We start from the raw sequence: 19,982 nt of genomic DNA on the forward strand, positions 1-19,982 counted from the left end.
TTTATCCGATCTCGAACGCATCGGCCGCGAGATGCGCGTGCTTGTCGTGCCAATGCTGCGCGATCTGCAATCGCGTCGGCACCCAGACGCGCTCGTGCTTGCCGATATGGTCCAGGAACCGGATCAAGCCTGCGGCGCGGCCGGGCCGGCCGGCGAGACGGCAGTGCAGGCCCACTGACATCATCTTCGGCGCGGTCTCGCCTTCGGCATAGAGCACGTCGAAGGCGTCCTTCAGATAGGTGAAGAACTGCTCGCCTTCGGCAAACCCTTGCGGGTTGATGAAGCGCATGTCGTTGGCATCGAGCGTGTAGGGAATCATGAGCTGCTTGCCGTTCGCTCCCTTGACCCAGTAGGGCAGATCGTCGGCATAGGAGTCGCAGAGATAGAGGAAGCCGCCCTCCTCCGTCAGCAGACGGTTGGTGTTGATCGAGGAGCGGCCGGTGTACCAGCCGAGGGGCCTTGCGCCAGTCGCCTCGGTATGGACGCGAATGGATTCGGCGATCTCGGCGCGCTCCTGCGCCTCGGTCATGTCCTTGTGCTCAATCCATTTCAGGCTGTGGCTGGCGATATCCCAGCCCGCTTCCTTCATCGCCGCAACGATCTCTGGGTTGCGCTTCAGCGCGGTGGCGACGCCGAAAACGGTGGTCGGCCAGTTGCGCGCGGTGAACATGCGCCACAGTCGCCAGAATCCGGCGCGCGAACCATATTCGAACATGGATTCGATATTGGCATGGCGCTGACCCGGCCATGGCTGCGCGCCGAGCACGTCGGACAGGAAGGCTTCGGAGGCACGATCGCCGTGCAGGATGTTGTTTTCGCCGCCCTCTTCGAAATTGACGACGAACTGCACCGCGACCCGCGCATTGCCGGGCCATTGCGGATGCGGCGGGTTGCGGCCGTAGCCGCGGAGATCGCGCGGGTAGCTTGCGTCAGCCACTCAGACTTCCTCGAAGCGGATCGGCAGAGCGCCCTTCCACAGCACGCTCTTGCCCAGCGTCGCCAGATTCTCCAGGCCCGAGGTCAGCGTGATGAAATGGTTGCCGGCGAGCTGGCCCATCTTGCTCGCGAAGTGCACGCCGCCATAGGCGAGCAGGATCTCGGTCTCGCTGATGCCGCCGGGATAAAGGATGATCTGGCCGGGCGCGGGATAGCTCGTGTGGTTCTCGTAGCCGACGCCGAAATCGAGATCGCCGAGCGGCATCCACACCCCCTCGCCGCTCCAGCGCACGTGGATGATGTGGCTTTCGAACGGCAGCGCCTTGCGGAACGCGGCGACGGTCTTGGGCGCCAGCTGCTCCTCGAAACGGGCATCAAAGGTGAAATCGCCGGCGCGGATAACGAGTTTGCTCATCTCATCTCTCTGGGTCGGGGGCCTAGGCCCCACGGGGTCGTTTCCGGCAAAAAGCATTCCCGACAGCTTCGCGCAAGGGGCGCGCGGCCCTACCTGCGGTCGTAGGACCAGCCGAAAATGCCACTCCGCCGCACCTCCGGCTCGGGCTCGGCGGCCGGCGTGGGTGCTTCCTTCAGCTCCGCCTGCGGCGGCGCGGAGGGCGCCGGCAGGGTCTCGCATTTCCATGGAGTAGACCAGCTTGCCATCCGCGGTGCGCCCGATCGGAGCACAGGGATCGGGATGCGCCGTATTGGCCTTCGGCGCGATCTTGACTTGCGCCGCCGCCGGCGAGGCGATCAGCAGAAGGACCAGCAGATATCTCGACATCGTTGTCGCCTGGAAACTCAATTGCCCCTATTGAACCGGATTGCGGCGGGCAAGTCCATCGGCGCCGCGGGGGCGATTGCTGAATAATTGGCCGGTGTCGACGGAGCTTCAGGCGGGGCGTGATGGCGCAGTCTCGTGTCCCGGCTCTGCAGCGCGCCATCCAAGCGACGTTGCGCTGCGTCCGGGGCACGGGAGCGCAGTATGGTGCGTGTACTCTCCACTCGTCATTGCGAGGAGCCCTTGCGACGAAGCAATCCAGAATCCGTCCGCGGGACGGCTCTGGATTGCTTCGGCGCTTCGCTCCTTGCAATGACGAGTATGGAGCGATAGCTGGCTCTCCAACCTCCACTGTCATTCCCCGCGAAAGCGGGGAATCCAGTACGCCGCGGCTTCTCGGCTCGACCACAAGCGTCTCTGAAATACTGGATCGTCCGGTCAAGCCGGACGATGACACCGAGTGCGTGGCTACAGACACGCCTCCACAGCCTCGCGGCATGTTTCACCCGAGCTTTGCGTGATCGCTCCACCCTCTAAAGCCAAGAGGGCGCAGGGAAGGCCGGGTGCCGACTCGCACCCGCGGTCTGCTGCGCGAATAATGCGCAAAGGAGACCGCACAGCAGCATACAGGTGAAGCCTAACACTCGGCCTTCCCTGCGCGATGGTCGGACGGCTTATGCCGTGCTCTCCCGGGAGCCGAATTCCCTTTGGCCTCCCTCGCCCTTACAGAATTCACCAGCCCTGCGCCGGTTGACGCAGATGCCGCATCCGCAAGAGCTTGACCGTAGCAACGACGGCCAGGACCACACGTCTATATTTTGGCACTCGGTGAAACACGCCGAAACTAAGAAAACCCTTTAGAACAAGCACTTTTTGATTACCCTGATGCGGGCTGTTTCAGCGGGCTTCATCAAAATAAGGGCCCGGCCCTAAGGCTTTCAGTGTCCGCACGACAAACTGAAAGCCCCAACGCCGAGCCCTTTGGTCCCAAGCCTTAGGAGCCGAAACCACATGAATAGTAGCATTACCCCCTCCCCCGCCGGCAAGCGGGGATGTAATAGCAGCGTTATCCTGACTGACCGCCTGTGCGAGAAGCGGGTCACCAAGCGGACGAAGATCTACGACCGGAAGTGCCCGGGCCTCTACGTCAGCATCACCACGGCAGGCGTCGCGACCTTCTCGTTCAAGTTCACCGACCGGCAGACGGGTAAGCAGCGCACCGGCTGGCTGGGCGTCTACAATCCCGAGACCTTCACGGTCGAGGACGCCCGCAGCAAGGTCTACGGCCTCAAGGCCATGGGCGGCAACGCTCTCGCCGAGACCTTCCGCGACCAGAAGACCGCGAAAGCCAAGCGCGGCAAGACCGTCGCCGAGACCATCGACGAACGCATCAAATGGATGAAGACGCCGGTCAAGAAGCCGGACGGCGAGATGCGGCCCCGGCTGGAAAGCTGGGAAAACACGGCGAGCCACCTCAACCGTTTCCTCCGCCCGCGCCTCGGCAAGAAGCTGGCCATGGAGGTCACCAAACACGACATCGCCACGCTCACGAATGACATCGTCGCCGGCAAGTTCGGCAAGCCCTCCGTCAGCAACGCGCGTCATATGCGCAAGGCAGCCTCGGGCCTGTTCAACTGGGCAGCCGAGGCCGGCCGCGACTACGTGACGGCAAGCCCCTGCGTCAACCTGCCGAAGCTCGACCCCGAACATCCCCGCACCCGCGTCCTCTCCGAGGACGAGATCAGGATCTTCTGGCATGGGCTGGACTGCAACGACCTCCCCTATGATCGGCGGACGCGGCTGGCGCTCAAGTTCGAGCTCGTCACCATGCTCCGCTCTCGTGAACTGCTCAGCGCCCGCCGGGATGAACTGTTCGATCTCGACGGCGAGCATCCGCGTTTTGACGTGCCCCTCAAGCGCGTCAAGAAGCGGAGGGTCATCCAGCAGCCGCTGTCCAATCTGGCGGTTGAGATCATCAAGGAGGCACTGACCTCGGACGATCAGGAGTATGTGTTCGAGAGCCCGATCTACAAGGGCCAACCGATCCACCGCAAGGCTATGGCCGATGCCCTGCGTGGCACCAAGCACGAGAAGAACAAGGACAAGACCAAGACTGCCGGGCTCTGCGAGCTGCTCGGCCTCAAGCGGTTCACGCCGCACGATCTGCGCAGGACGGCGGCGACCCTGGCCGGCGATCTCGGTTTCGATGACGCATGGATCGCGAAGTGCCTCGATCATGCCGTGAGCAAGAAGGGTGACGTGATCGTACCGACTGTGACCGGCAAGGTCTACAATCACTCCAGGCGGATGAAGGAGAAGCGCGCGGTGCTCGATGGCGTCGCGGCCGAGTTGAGGAGGATCATCGGCACGCCAGTACCAACGGCCACCGAGAGGAGACTGCAGACCGCGGCCTGACCAACTGTGGCAGCCTGCAGGTGCCTCGCCCGGGCAGACCTCGCTTTTCCCTGCGCAGGGAAGCCGCCAGCGGAAAACTCAAGAGAATTCAATCGGGTGCTGGCGCAGTGTCCTCATTTGTGTCCCCAAGAGCATCCGCGCCTGGACCGTAGTCTTACGGAGCTAAAGTGCGACAATCGCCTAGACCGCTGTCTGAGTCATCGCAGCTGTCCACAGGCGATGGTAGGTGCGATATCGAGCAGCCCTCCCGTTCTGGTAGAGTCGGGCCATGGGCAAAGCTTCAAATCACTTCATCCAGTTGGAACGGTCTTTCCACGAACTCGCCAAGTATGCGCGCGATAGCGATAGTTTCCAGCTCAACCAAGCCTTCTTCGTTGGCCCGCGTTTGCATTGGGCCGACCTCCTCATGGGCTATCGAACGATCATTTTGTCCGAAGCGGGCACTGGCAAGACAGAGGAAATACGCGAGGCGGCAAAAGGCCTCCGTGGCGAAGAGAAAAAGGCGTTCTTCATGCGCCTTGAACATATTCCCGACGATTTTGAAGATGCATTCGAGGTCGGCACTTTCGAAGAATTCACGGAGTGGCTCGCGTCAACCGATGAAGGTTGGCTGCTTCTCGACTCCGTAGACGAGGCGCGGCTCCGCAATCCCGGTGATTTCGAACGAGCCATCCGCAAACTTGGCCGCCGCATCCAGGCGGCGGCCGACCGCGTGCACATCGTTCTCACTGGTCGCACGAGTGCTTGGCGCGCTAGGACTGATCTCGAACTCTGTCAGCGCCATCTCCCATTCGCTCCGGACACTACCAAGCTCGTCCCGCCCGAACTTCCGGACGAGGACGCCCTAGAAGACGCTCTCGACGCTGCGTCGTTCGATACCGAGTGTTCACGGGAAAAAGAGACGCCATCAGCCTTTCGAATTGTCACTCTCGATGACCTCTCCAAATCACAAATAGAAGTATTCTCGCAGGCGCGAGGCGTGACGAATACAGCAGCATTTCTCGAAGAGATCGAACGGGCAGATGCCGAAACGTTCACGACCAGGCCACAAGACTTGGAAGAGCTTCTTGATTTTTGGAAGAAGGCAAACCGCATCGGTACGCGGCTCGAACTGATGCAGAACAGCGTTCAACGCCGCCTGGAGGAGCGCGATCAAAATCATCGCGAGGCACAGCCACTTCCGGCCCAACGTGCTCGGGAAGGCGCACGGTTGCTCGCAGCGGCATCAATATTGGGGAAGGAGCCGACGATCCAAGTGCCGGATGGCTCCCATAACAAGAAGGGCATTCCCGTGCGGATGGTCCTGTCGGACTGGAACGATCGCGACCAGCAGACGCTCCTTTCTCGTCCGATATTTGATGAGGCCATCTACGGCACCGTCAGGTTCCATCATCGCTCCGTTCGCGAATTCTTAGCTGCGGAATGGCTGGCTCAACTGCTGGAGCGATCGTCGTCACGGCGGGAGGTCGAAGCACTCCTTTTTCGTGTTCAGTACGGCGTGGAAGTCGTCGTACCCACGATGCGTCCCGTGCTCCCATGGCTTGCCATTCTTGACGACCGCATCCGCGGCCGCATTCTCCGAATAGCGCCGGAGGTGCTGTTTGAAGGTGGCGACCCTAGCGCCCTGCCGCTCGCGACGCGTAAAACAACACTAGCTGAGGTTTGCCAGGAGCTCGCATCCGGAAAGTCCGGCCAGAGTGCACTCGACTATGCCGCGGTTCAGCGCTTCGCCAACCCAGACTTGGCGGACGACATCCGCACCATGCTCAAGGCGTACGCATCAAATGCGGAGCTGGTCAGCTTCCTCATGAGGATGGTTTGGTTGGGACGCCTCTTTGCGCTCAAGGGTGAAGCGAAGGCTTTGGCGCTGTCCTCCACCACTCCTAAATATGCACGCGAGGCCGCCATACGAGCTCTTCGCGCCGTTGGTACGACCGAAGATCTCGATGACCTGCGTAAGAGGTTCGCGAGCGAAGCAGTCGTGTTAAATCGCGACTGGCTGAGCGAGATCGTCACTGCATCTGCCCCGACACCGGAAATAACAGCGTGGCTTCTTGAGGCGTTGGCTAGAGCGGCGCCGAAGAAGCGATTTACGGTCGATTCACTGACGGACGGGGTAGCGACCTTTATGAAAGCAACACCAATAGAGCTGTTGCCGAAACTCGCGGAGGGGCTGAGCCATTTGTTGGAAGAGCCGTCTTTCATCGAAAGGGGCTTCTGCGACGTCTCGAAAAGCAAGTCTTGGCTAATTACTCCTGCTTCAATCGCAGTGGAGAGACTCATCCGAGCGCGGCGACCTGAGGCCATTCAGGAGCCTGCTCTCGGCATCCTTCATAAGCTCAAAGCCGCCAAAAACTGGGATGACGACGTTCGAGATGTAAAAGCCGAGTTCGGCAAGTTGGTGCCTGCTTGGGCCGAGCTTAATCGTGCAGCGTTTTGGTACGATGTACAAGCGACGCGCAAAAGCGCGTTCTACGTCAAGCAAAAGCATCGATTGATAAGTTTTTGGCAGGCGTCTGGGCTCGGTTATTGGGACTTCGGCGTCGAAGACTTCGCCTACGCGGCAGACGCGATTCGCGCATCAAATCATGAAGACGACAAGCAGGTCGCCCTGACCCTTGCATTCGATATTTACGCCAAAGGTAATCGCCCGCCCGCGTGGCTGGATCGGCTTCGCGAGCTCGTAAATGGCAACGCCGTACTGGAAGAGCGACTCGAAAATTTACTCAATCCGCCGGTAACCGAGCATGAGCGGGAAGAGAAGAAGTGGAAGAAACGCGCGGCCGCGAGGGAGAAGCGGGAGCGCGACAACCGCAAAAAGTCCAAGGATTTTATCCTCGCAAATATTGAGCTTGTTCGCGCGCCCGAGCTGAAAGATCCGACTGCCATCTCAAGCGCCCAATGGCACCTGCACGAGCGCCTCCGCGAGAAGGCCGAAAGGGCCAATCGATGGACAGTGGGGCTTTGGCGAGAACTGGTCCCTGACTTCGGTGAAGAGGTGGCGCAGGCGTACCGCGAAGGCGTTACAAATTATTGGCGCAAGTACCGGCCGATACTCCGCTCTGAGGGAGCTCCGACGAATTCCACGCCGATTTTTGTCATATTCGGCCTCGCCGGCCTCGACATCGAAGCGGCCGAAACCCCCAATTGGCCGTCCAGTCTGTCAAAGGAGGAAGTGCTGCTCGCTTGCCGCTATGCCTCCCATGAGTTGAACGGCTTCCCTCCTTGGTTTCCCAAGCTGTTCGCGATCTATCCGGATATCGTGAGCGAGTTTCTTCTCAGCGAAATCAGGAGTGAACTCTCATCCGAGAAGCCCGACGAAGACTCCAACTACCTACTGAGCGACCTCAGTTCGTCTGGGCAATGGGCCTGGCACCGAATTGCTCCTGCGATGCTGGATCTACTGCAAACGACCAATGTTGCGAATAAGTTCAATTTGGGAAGGCTCTTGACCATTGTCCAGGGGAGTAGCTCGATCTCAGATGAGGACCTAGCAACGCTCGCCCGATGCAAGGTCCTATGCTCAGTAACTGCTGAAGAAACCGCGACATGGTTCGCGGTTTGGGCGGGCGTGGACCCAGAGCAAGCCATCCCGCATATAACCGCCCACCTATCGACTATGGCGGATTCAGTAGATCAGACAAAGTTTGCAATGAACTTAGTGACCAGACTGCTAGGTGGAAGACGGTCGACGACCAACGGCCCGCGTCAAGGCTTCGGTACACCCAAGCATCTGAAGGACCTTTTCTTGTTGATGCAAACCTATGTGCGCGAAGACGAGGATATCAACCGGTCAGGGACCGGCGTTTACTCGCCGGGATTGCGAGACAACGCGCAAGACGCGCGAAACGCACTCTTTAATCTGCTCAAACAAATTCCGGGCAAAGAAGCGTTTGTCGCGTTATCTGAAATTGCAACGCAGCATCCAAAAGCAGAATCGCGACCATGGCTCGCATCTTTCGCGCGCGGCAAGGCAGAACAGGATGCAGACCTGGCTCCGTGGTTGCCAACACAAGTACGCGACTTCCATCAACATCTGGATCGCACGCCAACGAACCATCGCGAGCTTGCTGACATAGCTGTACTGCGTCTCTTAGACCTTCAGGATGACCTAGAGAATGGCGATGATAGCGTAGCAAGGGTTCTTCAGCGGGTCGAGGAGGAAACGGAGATGCGCAACTACCTTGCGCATGAACTCCGCGAAAAAGCCCGAGGAAGATACACAATCACGCAAGAGGAAGAACTGGCCGACTCTAAACGTCCAGACGTCCGGTTTCATGGAGCTGGGTTTGACGCTTCGGTGCCGTCTGAACTGAAATTGGCGGAACGCTGGACGGGGCCTCAGTTATTTGAACGATTGGAAGGTCAGCTGTCAGGCGACTACTTGCGTGATAATCGTTCAGCGCGCGGCATCTTCCTGCTGGTAAACCGCACGAAAGGTCGGCGGTGGCAACTTCCGTCTGGAGAACGGGTAGATTTTGATGAGTTGCTCCAGTCACTGCGGAACCACTGGAATTCGATTACTGGCGAGCATCCCCGTGTAGAGGACATCACGGTCGTCGGCATCGACCTTTCAAAACGATTTGGATGAGGGAATGCGAATGACGCAAGACTATGAAAACACAGTCAGTGTTGCGGACGCCTTGTATTCACACACGCGAATCAAGATGCCTTAGGGGCTCACCGTTATCGGCTATTGAATAGCTAGAAGCGATGCCGCGGGCATCCTAATACTTCCCGGTTCTCTTAAAGTTGGCGCAAACGTCCAGCATTGATCGCCTGTCGAAAGACCGCACTGGCCCGCCACCGATTGATTTGGATACAAGGACCGCAAGATCTCCGATGAAACTATCGAGATTCCCTCCATCCGGAGTCTTGTCATCCTGATAAATTGATATCCGCTCTTGCGCCGGCCCGAACTCGATTTGTATCGTTTGGGAGGTCACTAGCTTGAGTAGCTCATCCCGGTTGCCCGCCGTAAGTTCGACGTAGATCTCCTTTTTTCAATATTCTGCTGGCGTTGTGAAGGTTTGGTTATCCGTGGCTACCCGCAACTCCAATCGCGAGATCCAGGCGGCTTCGTCGATTGTTTTCAGTGCCATCCATTCGTGATACAGACCGTAAGTGATCCAGATAGTTGGTATTTCGCTGACAGGCGAAATTCATGATGTTCTTGATCTTGCCCCCTCTTATCCGTGCTGTGATTGCTTCTGAACGGCCAGGGTAGCCAATATTATCACCCCCGTGCAGGTGATCTCGACCTTAATGTTGGTTGGATCTAACGCATGCGACACCGCGGTGCGGATCGCATAGGATCCGGGTGGAAGGATTCGAAAATAGATCTATCGGTATGAGCGACTGCGCGCTTCAGCCCAGGACGTAATTATCGATGGTTTCTGCGCATCTGCCTGCACGATTGTCTTGGCAACCTTGCCCTCACACAGGATCTGCGTCACTTCACGCCGCATGATATTTTTGATGTATCCCACCCCTGCGTCGATGATCGCACAAAGCGGCGGATTAGCGCGCCGAACGATCTTTCTGAGTGGAAGCCTACTACAGGCCATGTATCGCTTGTGCCCGGTCTAGATCGTGGGCTGGCTCCGGTCAGAGACATCGAAAGCCCTAGGCAATCGGGCGGGCTTACCTACCGGTGCCTTGTGCGATGCGCTCGCGCTTAGCAGCAGAAACAGGGCGCGCTCCGCCTTGTACCTTGCGGCCGCGCGACTGCACTCTGAGCCGGACATCACAACTTCGCCAGTAGAGCTGCTCACGGCCCACTTCCAACGACCGCGTCCGCGTGGCTTCAACAAGATGTCGTACTCGGCGTAGCAATCCTTATCGATCTCAAAGCTCATGCTGCGATCCTCCTGCTGAGGGGCAAGGTGAGAGCGATGGGAAAGACCTCCGATGTCAACGCTTCTAGAGCTGATTTCTCCTCCGATATGCGCCGCTCGATGAATTGCCGCTCTAGTTCTGACAGCTGGGTCTCCAGCAGGTTGCGGTAGCGACGTATGTTGTCGCGGTGTACACGGATGCGGGCGAGGTTCTCATCGAGCATCTCCGTGACTGTAACGGGATGCATGATAGCGTTGAGATCGACAGCGTGGTCGTGAAGAGCGGTCGTCAGCCGCATAGCTTCCTCCATTTTCAAGACGAGTTGAGGGCTAGCCGCGCGGGAAGACCCGCGCGGCTTGAACGCTGTTCTGCAGGATGGCCTTAGGCCGCCTTGGAATCGATTTGCGTCACGTTCCTTGGCTCGGAGCCGTTGATTGCAATCTGACGCGGCTTCATCGCTTCGGGGATCTCGCGCTGTAGGCTGATGACGAGCAAGCCGTTCTCGAAGTTGGCGCCCTTGACCTCAACGTGGTCGGCGAGCGTGAACTGGCGCTTGAAATTGCGGGTCGAGATGCCGCGATGCAAGAAAGTCTTACCCTCCTTCTCGCTCTTGTGTCCTTCCAGCGTCAGGACGTTTTGCTCGACCGTCAGGGCGAGCTCGTCAGGGCTAAAACCGGCGAGTGCGACCGAGATTTGGAAGCGGTGTTCGTCGAGACGCTCGATGTTGTACGGGGGATAGGTCTCCTCGCCGGCACGCTGGGCGGCTTCGGCGAGATCAAAGACGCGGTCAAAGCCGATGGCCGACCGGAAGAGGGGCGAAAAATCAACAGTGCGCATAGCCAGATCCTCCACGGAGCAAAATGGTTACGAGCGGCACCGGACACGACCGGTGCCCGTCTCAGTCGCGGGACCCAAACGGCATCCCGATCGCCTTGCAACGACGCCGAAGGAAATTGGAAGCCAGGGAGCAGTTTCAAGACGTGTGGACAAAATTTTTTCGCCCGGAAGCGCAATGGTTAATCGGCTCTCCAGCTCGCCGAACCTTTTTTCCGACGAGTCTCACTCGGTCCGACTCGACATTTGTTCTCATTATGTTCTAATTGCCATCATGACCGATCGACCCGCGAGTTGGCGCATGCCCAGCCCAAAACAGATGGAAAAGCTAGCCGCATCAATAAGTAGAGCGCCCGCGAGGGAGGGTCCGCTCGCACCCGACGACATGCCCGAAGAATATTGGCGCGCCCTCCTCGACGATGCCCATGTCCACACTGCTGATGCCGGACGTTCGAGGCCGAGCCTCCGCCTCAGCGAGATCCCGGAGCACGTTCTCCGCGTCTCCTGCCGCAGATGCGAGCGCATTGTCGAGATCCAGAAGGCCGATGCCGTCCGCCTGTACGGGCAGCACGCCATCTGGAAGGAGGTCGGCCAACGGCTGCTGAACAACACCTGCCTAAATCGGACTGGCCGGTATGAGGAGGATGGCTGCTGGCCGTCCTTCGAGCCTGTCTGATTGACAGTTCGCGTCCCGTATGGCTCGAAGCATCACCGACGCCGCTCTCCGGTGGAGACGGAAAGGCTTTGGGCAAGGAGCTTGGCAGGGCAAGCGCATGACCACCATCTTGGCGGCGCAGCCCCCAGCGGCCAGCGCCTAAGGCGAAGCGTTTATCAGAGAGGCCAATCGCCCTCTGTGCGAGAGCTGGCACGAGTGCATGTGGGCAAACGAGGAGCCAACTGATCCCTCGCCTACGGCCGATCAGGCAACAGGCGACCCGCCCGTTTGCGTGTCCGCCCTGGAGCAGATCGGCACGTCATCCGAACCATGTCCGGCGCCGCGGGATGCAGTTTCATTCCATTCTGAGAAATGAAAAATCTGACAACGAAACTTACCCGATGAGGGTGACGTCCACTGGATTGCTGGGGATTTGAGGAGGATTTGCTGTTCGCGTCGCGCTCTAGTTGAGGTGACCCTTACCGCGCGATTAGCCGCGCGCCGTGATAGATTGGCTCCAATAGCTCGTCAAATTGCCAAGGCGTGTAAACTCGATCCAGCGTTTGGCGATCCCAGATTATGACACCCGCGGCGCCCAAATCTATCAACCAATTCGCTCGAAGTACTGCTCCCTGAGCTGTCTCTCGATACTCGACGGCCGCACGTCCATTCAATTCAGAATAGATTTTGTATCGCATGGTCACTTCGCCGTTCGAATCAAGATCCGCCTGAGCGGATCAAAGTACTCGCAGCCAACAAACCAATAGATCTGCCCCTGATTAGCGCACCGTGTCGCCGTCGACGCGAAAACCGAATGGGCGAGGCTCGGCGAGGTTGGGACATGCGCGCCGGGAGAATGGGCCGTCAACTCTTCGAAGGCTATCCCGCTCGTTCTGCTTACTCGACCTTGCTGTCTGCGGAACCGCAACAGACGAGCGTACACTGCTTGGCGCGAACAGTCCAAGTGAGCGCCATCTCATCAGCGGTTGAACCCTGGTCGATGAGAGCGAGTAAGCGAGCCTCCTCTTGATCGATCACTTGTCATTCGCGATGCCTATCGACGGTTCGGTAATCGACGCCGGCAGTTACGGGCGGGGCGGCGTTGTCACCTGAGAGTGCTACGTCAATGCGAGCCGATCTCTCTACTCGACCGGATGCCGGCGAGCGGCTGGGTTCAGGCATGCGATTTCCGCCCACCATCCATCGCGGCCAAGCGGGCGTAGCCACTCTTTAAAGCCGGCAAGAACCAATCGGGTGAGTCCTCATGATCCACACCTGGGAATAATAGCCCGAGAGGGTTTACGAAAAGTTGCGCTACGTCTCGCAGCCGCGCATCCAGCGGTCCGCGCATCAGCGTGAATCAGACAGCCACTGTATTAGGAGATCGGCCCCTCGTGCGACGGCTCAACCACACGTCAATGATAGCGCGGCGGCAGGTCTTTAGGATGAAATCTTTTCCTCATCGTCCAATCGTGGATAATCGGCCGCAACACATAAGGGTCAGCCCCCTCCGAAATGGTTTCTATCGAGTTGCCTCCGACGATTTCGCATCTGTCCGCAATACCATGTTGGTGAAGGACTTCGAGCGCGTTGCCAACAACGTGCGGCTGATCGAACAGCGTTCCGCGCAGGCCCTTGTTTGCGGCGACTCTCCTTCACCGACGCAGATGGGCTCCGGTTGACCTCGCTGCGGATGGGAGCCGGCGCGCTGGCTGCGTGTGCTTCGAATTTCGCCGCGGGATGTTGAGTTGGGCGGTAAAGGGAATGCCGAAGTCAGGCTGAGGGACATCATTTGATAACGCCGCGCATAAGGCGCGGCAAAAAACGGGATGTGTAAGAGTGTTGGTCGTCATTCGTGTTGCTAGAGCCGTTACGGCAAGACACTTTGCTTCGTAATTACGATACCCTCCGCTTGAGAGGCAGCGCTATGCACGTCGGCAAGCAAATGGGTGACGGCACAGGCCAAGAGTAGGAGTGTGGCGCTTAGGCAAGATGTCATGGCTCGAATTAGGAACATGATGATGAACGCCGGCTTAGCGCACGAACCCCTCCTTTCTTAGGTATGGACATCATGGCCTACGCAACCGAAGCGCCTCGCCAGAATCATCGATCTTCTCCGCAGAGGAGTGCCGTCGCTCCTGCCGACGACATACGCACGATCATGCTGAATCAGGTCGCTTGGGGCGCTGTTTTCGCAGGCGCCGTAATCGGGCTGGTCATGCAGATTATCCTCAATATGGTCGGGCTGGGCGTCGGTCTATCGACGATGGATATCGCTCAAGGCGACGCGCCTAGCGCGGGCTCAATGTCGGTCGGTGCTGGGATTTGGTTTGTCGTCTCGGGAATAGTCACCGCTGCGCTCGGCGGGTACATTGCTGGCCGGCTTTCCGGCAAAGCATCGCAATCGACGACGGCTTATCACGGTCTGATATCTTGGGCGGTCTCGACACTCACTGTGGTCTATCTTCTCTCGTCGGCGGCCTCGGGCATGATCGGTGGCGCTGTCAGCACCGCGTCCTCGGCTCTTGGTGGAGCAGGTAAGGCTCTTGGCGGAACATTTCAGACTGCAGTTCAGACCGCAGCTCCCTCCCTGAATAATGTTTCCGACCCGATGGCGGCCATCGAAAGCAAAGTGCGAAGCGCTTCTGGGAGCCAGGATCCTGCAGCACTTCGTGACGCCGCGATGACAGCTATTCGAGCGGCACTAAATGGCGACCCTGCGCAACAGGCTGCTGCGAATGATAAGGCGGCGGACGCCTTGGCAAAGGCGCAGAACATCTCTCAAGACGAGGCAAAAGGTCAGATCGCTCAGTATCAGCAGCAGTACAAGGAGACGGTAGCGAAGACCAAAGAGCAGGCAAAGCAGGCGGCCGACACCGCGGCGAAGCGTGTATCGCAGGGCGCATTGTTCGGTGCCCTTGCCCTCCTTCTGGGCGCGCTGGCCGCATTTTTCGGTGGTCGAGCAAGCGCTGTGACTCCGACGGTTTCCGTCAGAGCTACTTGAGGGGGAAACAAACAGCGGCCATGTACAAAGCTGACCGCCGAACGTGCTAGTGCGCGTAATCTCGGATCGCCCCACTCAGGCGATCCGATGGCGGGTTGCCGCTCAGGTGCCAAACTGTTCGCACCAGTTCGCCAAAAAGGCCCTTTGGTGGTCGCACAACGCCGGTTGCTCTGTCCTGACGAATGTTGGGACCTTTCCTTAGAGCCGCTGCCGAGAGGTGCGTGCCCCCCAATCGGCTCCTACATCGGACGTCGGACGAGATGGCTTATCCTAGCAAGCGCGCCGGGATTGCAACTTTTTCCCATCTTTTCGGTTGAAGGATTTGGAACAGTCAGAGCCACGCTCTATTCAAGGTTGGAGGGAATACATGAAGTGGGTCAGCTTATCCGGTTTTGTCGCGTTGGCCGTTGCATCGATTGCCACACCCTCGGTTTGGGCGATGCCCGCGGCAACACCGGATGCGATCGGTTCCGTTGAGTCGAGCGCGGTCCAGGTCAAAGGGGGCCACGGTCACGGCGGAGGTCATGGCTGGGGCCGCCGCGGGGGTCGTGGGCATCACTACGGTTGGGGCAGAGGCCGTGGCCACCACTACGGCTGGAGGCACCACCTTCGCTGGTAAAGGCGGACATTGTTGATGACGCTCAACGGCGGCCGTTCACTGGCACAGCTTTTCGGCGTTATGCGAGATCGCGACCGGGCCATCGCTGCTCGCAACCTTGGGGGCAAGCGAGCCTGATCCGGCTTTCAGAAGGCAGCTCCTTGAACAGGCGAAGTCCTATCGCGAACTAGTTGCCAAGCGTGCCAGAGATTATGGGCTGCCGCCCCCCAGTCCTCCAGAAATCCAATACTGAGCTGGCGACCCCGGCTGATTGGAGAAAAAGGGAGAGCCGCGGCCGCCGCGCGAGCCCTTTGGGCCAGGTCTCAGGTAAGCTTCTGCTGGAGTTCCTCGTTGGGCGCCTAGGCAGGTCCGAGTTTCGGGCGGGAACCCGCAGCCGCGACATGTATTTGGATTCTCATGCCGCGAGAGATCGTCATAACGCTTTGGTCTTTGGCCGCCGCCTGCATCGTTGCATTCGGCTTGGCAGCCGTCGTTGCTTTGCACTGAACAACAACGCAGGCAGGCCCGCTCGGGGGCGGGACGCAGATCCCCCGTCAGGACGACAGGCTGTGCGAGTTGCTCAGCAAGCAGTGAAACTTACTGCCGCGACGCTCTAATTCGTCGAATAGTAAGTTCGGAGAGCGCCAATGCGTCCGTCACGCCGCGCCTACTTAGGTCGATCATCGCCTTGGCGAGCGAATCGCAAAGCGGCTCGTCACGATCTACCAGGGCGAGCTTTCGAACCGCATTGTTGAAAGCCAATTCGATAACGTGGCGCTGCTCTGGCGTAAGGTCGTTCGGAAGTGAGCGAGTGAAAGCCATGTGCCCCCCATCGTTAGAGAAGGGCGGGAGCGCAACAGGCGATCTCAGCACCGGTAAATGCCAACGGCCGTACGGTGTTGACGACAGTGTGGGCGATCTCTGCACGTGCCATCGTATCATTTGACACATCGCAGAGGCTTTATTCGCATCCCATCTTCTCGCTAAGGTAGCGCAAACGAGTCTAAAGGTGCGCAAAGGGTCACAAGCTTTAAATTCGGCAGGCGGCGGGGTCGGTCAGCGATGGGCCGGCTCTCAGCGCGCATCGCCGTGGAGGTCGGTAAGGGTCATGGCGCACCATGCTGCGATTGCCGCTAAGGACCACGAGTGGACGTGCTCAAAGCGCGTGCAGCGCTCTGAGCGTTAAGTCGGAGTATCACCTGAGAGGGCAGCTACGTGCTATAAGCGGGAGTGATGCGTTGTAGCAAACTGCGCCCTTTATCGACGCTTGCAATGCGAGCACTTCAAACAGCCTTGGATGGCTAACACGTAAGTGACTTTCTCCTACCGACCTCTAACGTTTTTGTTTTTCGCTTTGAACATCTGACGCGACTCAATCTGAACTGACGATGCCGGCTAGCGGCACGAAAGTAAGCGATCGATACTTGGTTAAAGTTCACCGCAATCGAGTCATGGCCATACGCCATGCCGGCCCATTGCACGCTCTCATCATAGCCGGCCTATTCACCCGTACCGTGACTGCCGGCCACGCCTTAGACGGGCGTGCACAAAAAGCGATTGCGGGCTATCATGACCGCTGCGGGACGTCGTCACAGCGGAGCGGCATTTAGCTCGTGCCCTGCACCTGCGCAGCAAATTGTCGACGGACCGCGCTGCGCGATGGGTTGCGCGCCGCGTGGCAGCGGCACGCCGATCTTGATTATCGGCATCATTCACAAGCTCACTGAGCACGCTGGTGCAGATTGTTTGGATTGCTGTCATCGATACAACAGCTCAGCGCGTCGTGTTTAGAAAGTACTTCCAGTTCGGCGGTGACGATTATGAGGCATGCCGGGCGGAGCGCTTTGTGTCGGAGGAGGTACGCGGGCGGCTGTTCGAAAGCAGATCGCCGCAATAAGCCGCGAGCGGTCTCATTGGCGACCTCAAGCGCGGGCCGAGCTCGCGGTGATGGGCCACAACTGACCCATGCAACCAGTCCACGGGGAATGGAATAAAATGCAATTCGTTTCCGAACAGGCCCACACAATTACGGTGTTAGCCCCATGTTGACGCAAGCTTGCCTTATCTTTTCGAGATGGTCCGGCCTATAAAATCTGGTGATCTTAGGCACGAGCGTGGACACGCGCAGAGCGGGCCTCGCTTCCATGAGGCGTGCACCGATCAGCCGCGCTTCCCCGACCCTTCCAGACATTGCGAGGCATGCGGCCAGAATAAATTGTGCGTTTAGATAATTGGGCCGGTCTAGCACAGCTAGCTTGGCCCACGATGAGCCGTCCTCGTATCGATCTGCCAAAAAGTGAGCGAATGCGATCCCGGTCTGCATCATAAAAAGAAACGGATCCATGGGGCTTAAGCGCCCCCCGGCATGAAACTGCTTGAGCGCCGCCTCTATGTTGCCGCTGCGAATGTGTCCCCAGCCAATAGTTAGCCGTGCAATGGCCAGGTTTGGGTCCAGTTCATGCGCCCGGACGACCAGGGCCACGCCTTCGTCCACCTCGTGAAGTACGGCTTCAATTGCCTGCCCAGCTCTTACGAGGACAATTGGATCATCCTTGTCCAGCTCTATGGCGCGCCTTGCCATCCAGCGCGTGTCGTTCAGCTCCTGATCCGCGTCGATCGTCCAGCCGAAGATCTTTCGTTGCAGGTAGCAATAGGCACCAAGCGCGTATGCTGCGGCCAATGCCGGATCGATCTCGACGGCAAGCCTGGTCAGTTTGAGGGCCTCAACATTATGTTCGCGTGTGAATTGATAGAAGCTCGAAAGTGCACGAAGATAGTAATCGTACGCCCGAAGATTTTCATTTGGCTTGCGTTTTGCGCGTTCAATCTCGGCCCGCTCCAATTGAGGAAAGAGTGCACCAATCACGCTACTTGTCACCTGATCCTGCAGATCGAATATGTCGTTCAGGTGGCTCTCGAAGCGGTCGGCCCAAAGATGGGCACCACTCGTGGCCTCGATCAACTGCCCGGAAATTCGAACTCGATCGCCGGACTTCCGCACGCTACCTTCGAGCACATACCGAACGCCTAGCTCGCGCCCGACTTGCCTAATGTCGATAGCCTTGCCCCTGTAAGTGAAGGTGGATTGTCGCGCGATGACGAACAGCGATTTGGACCGTGAAAGGCCGGTGATGATGTCCTCGACCATGCCATCGGCAAAATACTCCTGCTCTGGATCGGAGCTTAGGTTGGTGAATGGGAGAACGGCGAGTGACGGCTTGTCGGGGATCGGAAGGTCAGGTTTAGCCGCTTCTTCCTGGCGATCGGGTACTGTCAGGGCCGGAGCGCTGCGAGCTTCCTGCACCGTACCGATGAACCGATAGCCCTTCCTCGCCAGCGTCTTGATCAGACGCTGGTTCTCCCCGGAATCGCCAATTGCGGATCGAGCGGCATTTAGTCGGGTCGTCAGCGCGGCGTCCGATACGCACCGCCCTTTCCAAATGGCCGTGATGAGCTCGTCCTTGCTAACTACACGCTCGCGATTGCGGATGAGATAGTCGAGCAAGTCAAAGGTCTGTGGCGCCAGGGCAACAAGGCTGGTATCGCGGTATAGCTCGCGACGGCCGGAATCCAGCTCGTACCTTTCGAAGAGATAGCGCAAGACGCGAAATCCCTTTAGGCGTTTCCGGCTTGACCCGGCAACGCTCGGAAAGCAAAGAATAAGCCTCCCGAAAGGAAAATGTAAGCAACACGAAAAGCGTGCTGGGTCGGATCATGGCAGTTTGTCGGGGTGGAAACAAGGCACCCGAGGAGTGCTGCAATGAGCACGATTCTTCAGATAGAGCGCTTGGCCCAGACGACCATACCGCACCAACGCAATGTCGGCGTTTTAAAGCAAGGGTGGCGCGCTTTTCAGGAATGGCGGGAATTGGAGAAGCTGCGGCTCGATCTTTGCAAACTGAGTGATCAAGAGCTGATGGATATTGGGATTACGTATGGTGAGATCGACTACGTAGTCTCGAACCGAAATACCGACCCTCGAGGCATACTGTCGGCCGAACGATGTCGGCTGTAGGCATCGATGGGGTCCGTCGTAAAATGACCGACGCGAACCGCGTCGCGTCCAGAATATCGACTTGCGGTTCGGTCAAAGGCTGCCCCGCCCAACAGCTCGCGTCAACCGTAGTCGGCTCACTTATCGGAGGCGGACCACCCGTGCTCTGACCTAAGGTCAGCAACTGGCCACTTGCGTGGTGTCGCACGAGCATTGCTCAGGTTGAGCGCACGAGCGAGCGAAAGACATGCACCGGGGCGTGAACCAATTCACATCTCGCAACGCCGCCCGGCGGCGGTATGAAAACGGTACGTTATTGGACCCATCGTCCGTGGCGATCATTCGGCTTCTCGCTGTACGCGTCAGCGCGTTATGGGCGACGGCTGCCATACGCACTGGGGCCCGGCCTCAAGACGGCGGCGGAGGCGGATGCGTTGTCTCGGACGCAGCGGCTTGGGCTGTCTATTTACGCTAGAGTCTTGACACGGGCATTGGAGTCGCGATGGACGATTTCGTGCGCTGACAGAGGCGATCAGCCGCGTTCGACGATTGCAAACCTCCTGCTACGGAGTGCTCAATGAGTGGCGAACGGTGGCCGTACTTAGCCGTTATTACATCGATCATCTTAGCGATATCCTTCGCGTACTTGCACGAACGGGAGTGCCAAAGAGACCTTGCATTTCAGCGCTCTTTTCCATCCGCTCTGTCCGAGCTCATTGTAGGAAGCGAGCCGATTAGGTGTTGGTTGAGTGATTGACCAACGTGGAGACCGAGGTCTACTCTAGCTCAGAACCAGCCTTATATAGCTTAAGCCAGCATGATCAGCTCAACTCGCATGAGCCGACTTTGAATGCTTTTAGGTATCCCTCCAACGCGCGCCGATTGGACTGCAGTCCTGCTCGTCAGACTTGTAGTGAATAGGGAAGGCGC

10 protein-coding genes and 1 pseudogene are annotated in these 19,982 nt (G+C 58.5%); 4 read left to right on the plus strand and 7 right to left on the minus strand.

Annotated features, from left to right (window positions below):
- Nucleotide 1: 1 nt before the first annotated feature.
- The 3 genes and pseudogenes from puuE to BCCGELA001_RS36170 all read right to left on the minus strand — a co-directional run bounded on the left by puuE (nucleotide 2) and on the right by BCCGELA001_RS36170 (nucleotide 1,717).
- Nucleotides 2-937: an allantoinase PuuE gene (gene puuE, locus BCCGELA001_RS26335; RefSeq protein ID WP_008555871.1), complete on the minus strand. Its 936-nt coding sequence runs from the start codon at nucleotides 935-937 to the stop codon at nucleotides 2-4.
- Nucleotides 938-1,351, minus strand: coding sequence for a DUF3830 family protein (locus BCCGELA001_RS26340; protein ID WP_014493672.1), 414 nt, complete (start codon nucleotides 1,349-1,351; stop codon nucleotides 938-940).
- An 89-nt stretch (nucleotides 1,352-1,440) separates the two neighbouring features.
- Nucleotides 1,441-1,717: pseudogene (locus tag BCCGELA001_RS36170) on the minus strand (hypothetical protein).
- A 1,008-nt stretch (nucleotides 1,718-2,725) separates the two neighbouring features.
- Here BCCGELA001_RS36170 and BCCGELA001_RS26345 point away from each other — a divergent pair.
- Entirely contained in the window at nucleotides 2,726-4,129 is a 1,404-nt protein-coding gene (locus BCCGELA001_RS26345) for a tyrosine-type recombinase/integrase (protein ID WP_060736664.1), read from the plus strand.
- Between the two features lie 268 nt (nucleotides 4,130-4,397).
- Nucleotides 4,398-8,720, plus strand: coding sequence for a hypothetical protein (locus BCCGELA001_RS26350; RefSeq protein ID WP_060736665.1), 4,323 nt, complete (start codon nucleotides 4,398-4,400; stop codon nucleotides 8,718-8,720).
- 1,263 nt (nucleotides 8,721-9,983) lie between these two features.
- Here the strand turns inward: BCCGELA001_RS26350 and BCCGELA001_RS26360 are convergent.
- From BCCGELA001_RS26360 to BCCGELA001_RS37370, 3 genes are all read right to left on the minus strand, one after another.
- Nucleotides 9,984-10,265 carry a hypothetical protein gene (locus BCCGELA001_RS26360; RefSeq protein ID WP_335339425.1) on the minus strand — a complete coding sequence of 94 codons (282 nt, stop codon included), beginning with the start codon at nucleotides 10,263-10,265 and terminating at the stop codon, nucleotides 9,984-9,986.
- An 83-nt stretch (nucleotides 10,266-10,348) separates the two neighbouring features.
- Nucleotides 10,349-10,804, minus strand: coding sequence for an Hsp20 family protein (locus BCCGELA001_RS26365; RefSeq protein ID WP_008555893.1), 456 nt, complete (start codon nucleotides 10,802-10,804; stop codon nucleotides 10,349-10,351).
- A 2,067-nt stretch (nucleotides 10,805-12,871) separates the two neighbouring features.
- Nucleotides 12,872-13,087, minus strand: a complete 216-nt coding sequence (locus tag BCCGELA001_RS37370; RefSeq protein ID WP_144441773.1) for a methyltransferase — start codon at nucleotides 13,085-13,087, stop codon at nucleotides 12,872-12,874.
- 440 nt (nucleotides 13,088-13,527) lie between these two features.
- On the opposite strand from BCCGELA001_RS37370, the gene BCCGELA001_RS26375 reads away from it, so the two are divergent.
- Nucleotides 13,528-14,460 carry a hypothetical protein gene (locus BCCGELA001_RS26375; protein ID WP_060737846.1) on the plus strand — a complete coding sequence of 311 codons (933 nt, stop codon included), beginning with the start codon at nucleotides 13,528-13,530 and terminating at the stop codon, nucleotides 14,458-14,460.
- Between the two features lie 2,624 nt (nucleotides 14,461-17,084).
- Here BCCGELA001_RS26375 and BCCGELA001_RS26385 read toward each other — a convergent pair.
- Nucleotides 17,085-18,659 carry a winged helix-turn-helix domain-containing tetratricopeptide repeat protein gene (locus tag BCCGELA001_RS26385; protein WP_008555909.1) on the minus strand — a complete coding sequence of 525 codons (1,575 nt, stop codon included), beginning with the start codon at nucleotides 18,657-18,659 and terminating at the stop codon, nucleotides 17,085-17,087.
- A gap of 159 nt (nucleotides 18,660-18,818) precedes the next feature.
- Between BCCGELA001_RS26385 and BCCGELA001_RS26390 the strand changes: the two genes are divergently transcribed.
- The gene (locus tag BCCGELA001_RS26390) at nucleotides 18,819-19,073 is read left to right on the plus strand and encodes a DUF1127 domain-containing protein (protein WP_008555911.1); all 255 of its coding nucleotides are present in this window, start codon (nucleotides 18,819-18,821) and stop codon (nucleotides 19,071-19,073) included.
- The last annotated feature ends 909 nt before the right edge of the window (nucleotides 19,074-19,982 follow it).

Source organism: Bradyrhizobium sp. CCGE-LA001, assembly GCF_000296215.2.
Classification (GTDB): domain Bacteria; phylum Pseudomonadota; class Alphaproteobacteria; order Rhizobiales; family Xanthobacteraceae; genus Bradyrhizobium.

What these genes read in the sequence shown, in the direction of transcription:
- BCCGELA001_RS26340 (WP_014493672.1), bottom strand. Translation starts at nt 1,351, where the DNA reads ATGAGCAAACTCGTTATCCGCGCCGGCGATTTCACCTTTGATGCCCGT.
- BCCGELA001_RS26345 (WP_060736664.1), top strand. Translation starts at nt 2,726, where the DNA reads ATGAATAGTAGCATTACCCCCTCCCCCGCCGGCAAGCGGGGATGTAAT.
- BCCGELA001_RS26350 (WP_060736665.1), top strand. Translation starts at nt 4,398, where the DNA reads ATGGGCAAAGCTTCAAATCACTTCATCCAGTTGGAACGGTCTTTCCAC.
- BCCGELA001_RS26360 (WP_335339425.1), bottom strand. Translation starts at nt 10,265, where the DNA reads ATGCGGCTGACGACCGCTCTTCACGACCACGCTGTCGATCTCAACGCT.
- BCCGELA001_RS26365 (WP_008555893.1), bottom strand. Translation starts at nt 10,804, where the DNA reads ATGCGCACTGTTGATTTTTCGCCCCTCTTCCGGTCGGCCATCGGCTTT.
- BCCGELA001_RS26375 (WP_060737846.1), top strand. Translation starts at nt 13,528, where the DNA reads ATGGCCTACGCAACCGAAGCGCCTCGCCAGAATCATCGATCTTCTCCG.
- BCCGELA001_RS26390 (WP_008555911.1), top strand. Translation starts at nt 18,819, where the DNA reads ATGAGCACGATTCTTCAGATAGAGCGCTTGGCCCAGACGACCATACCG.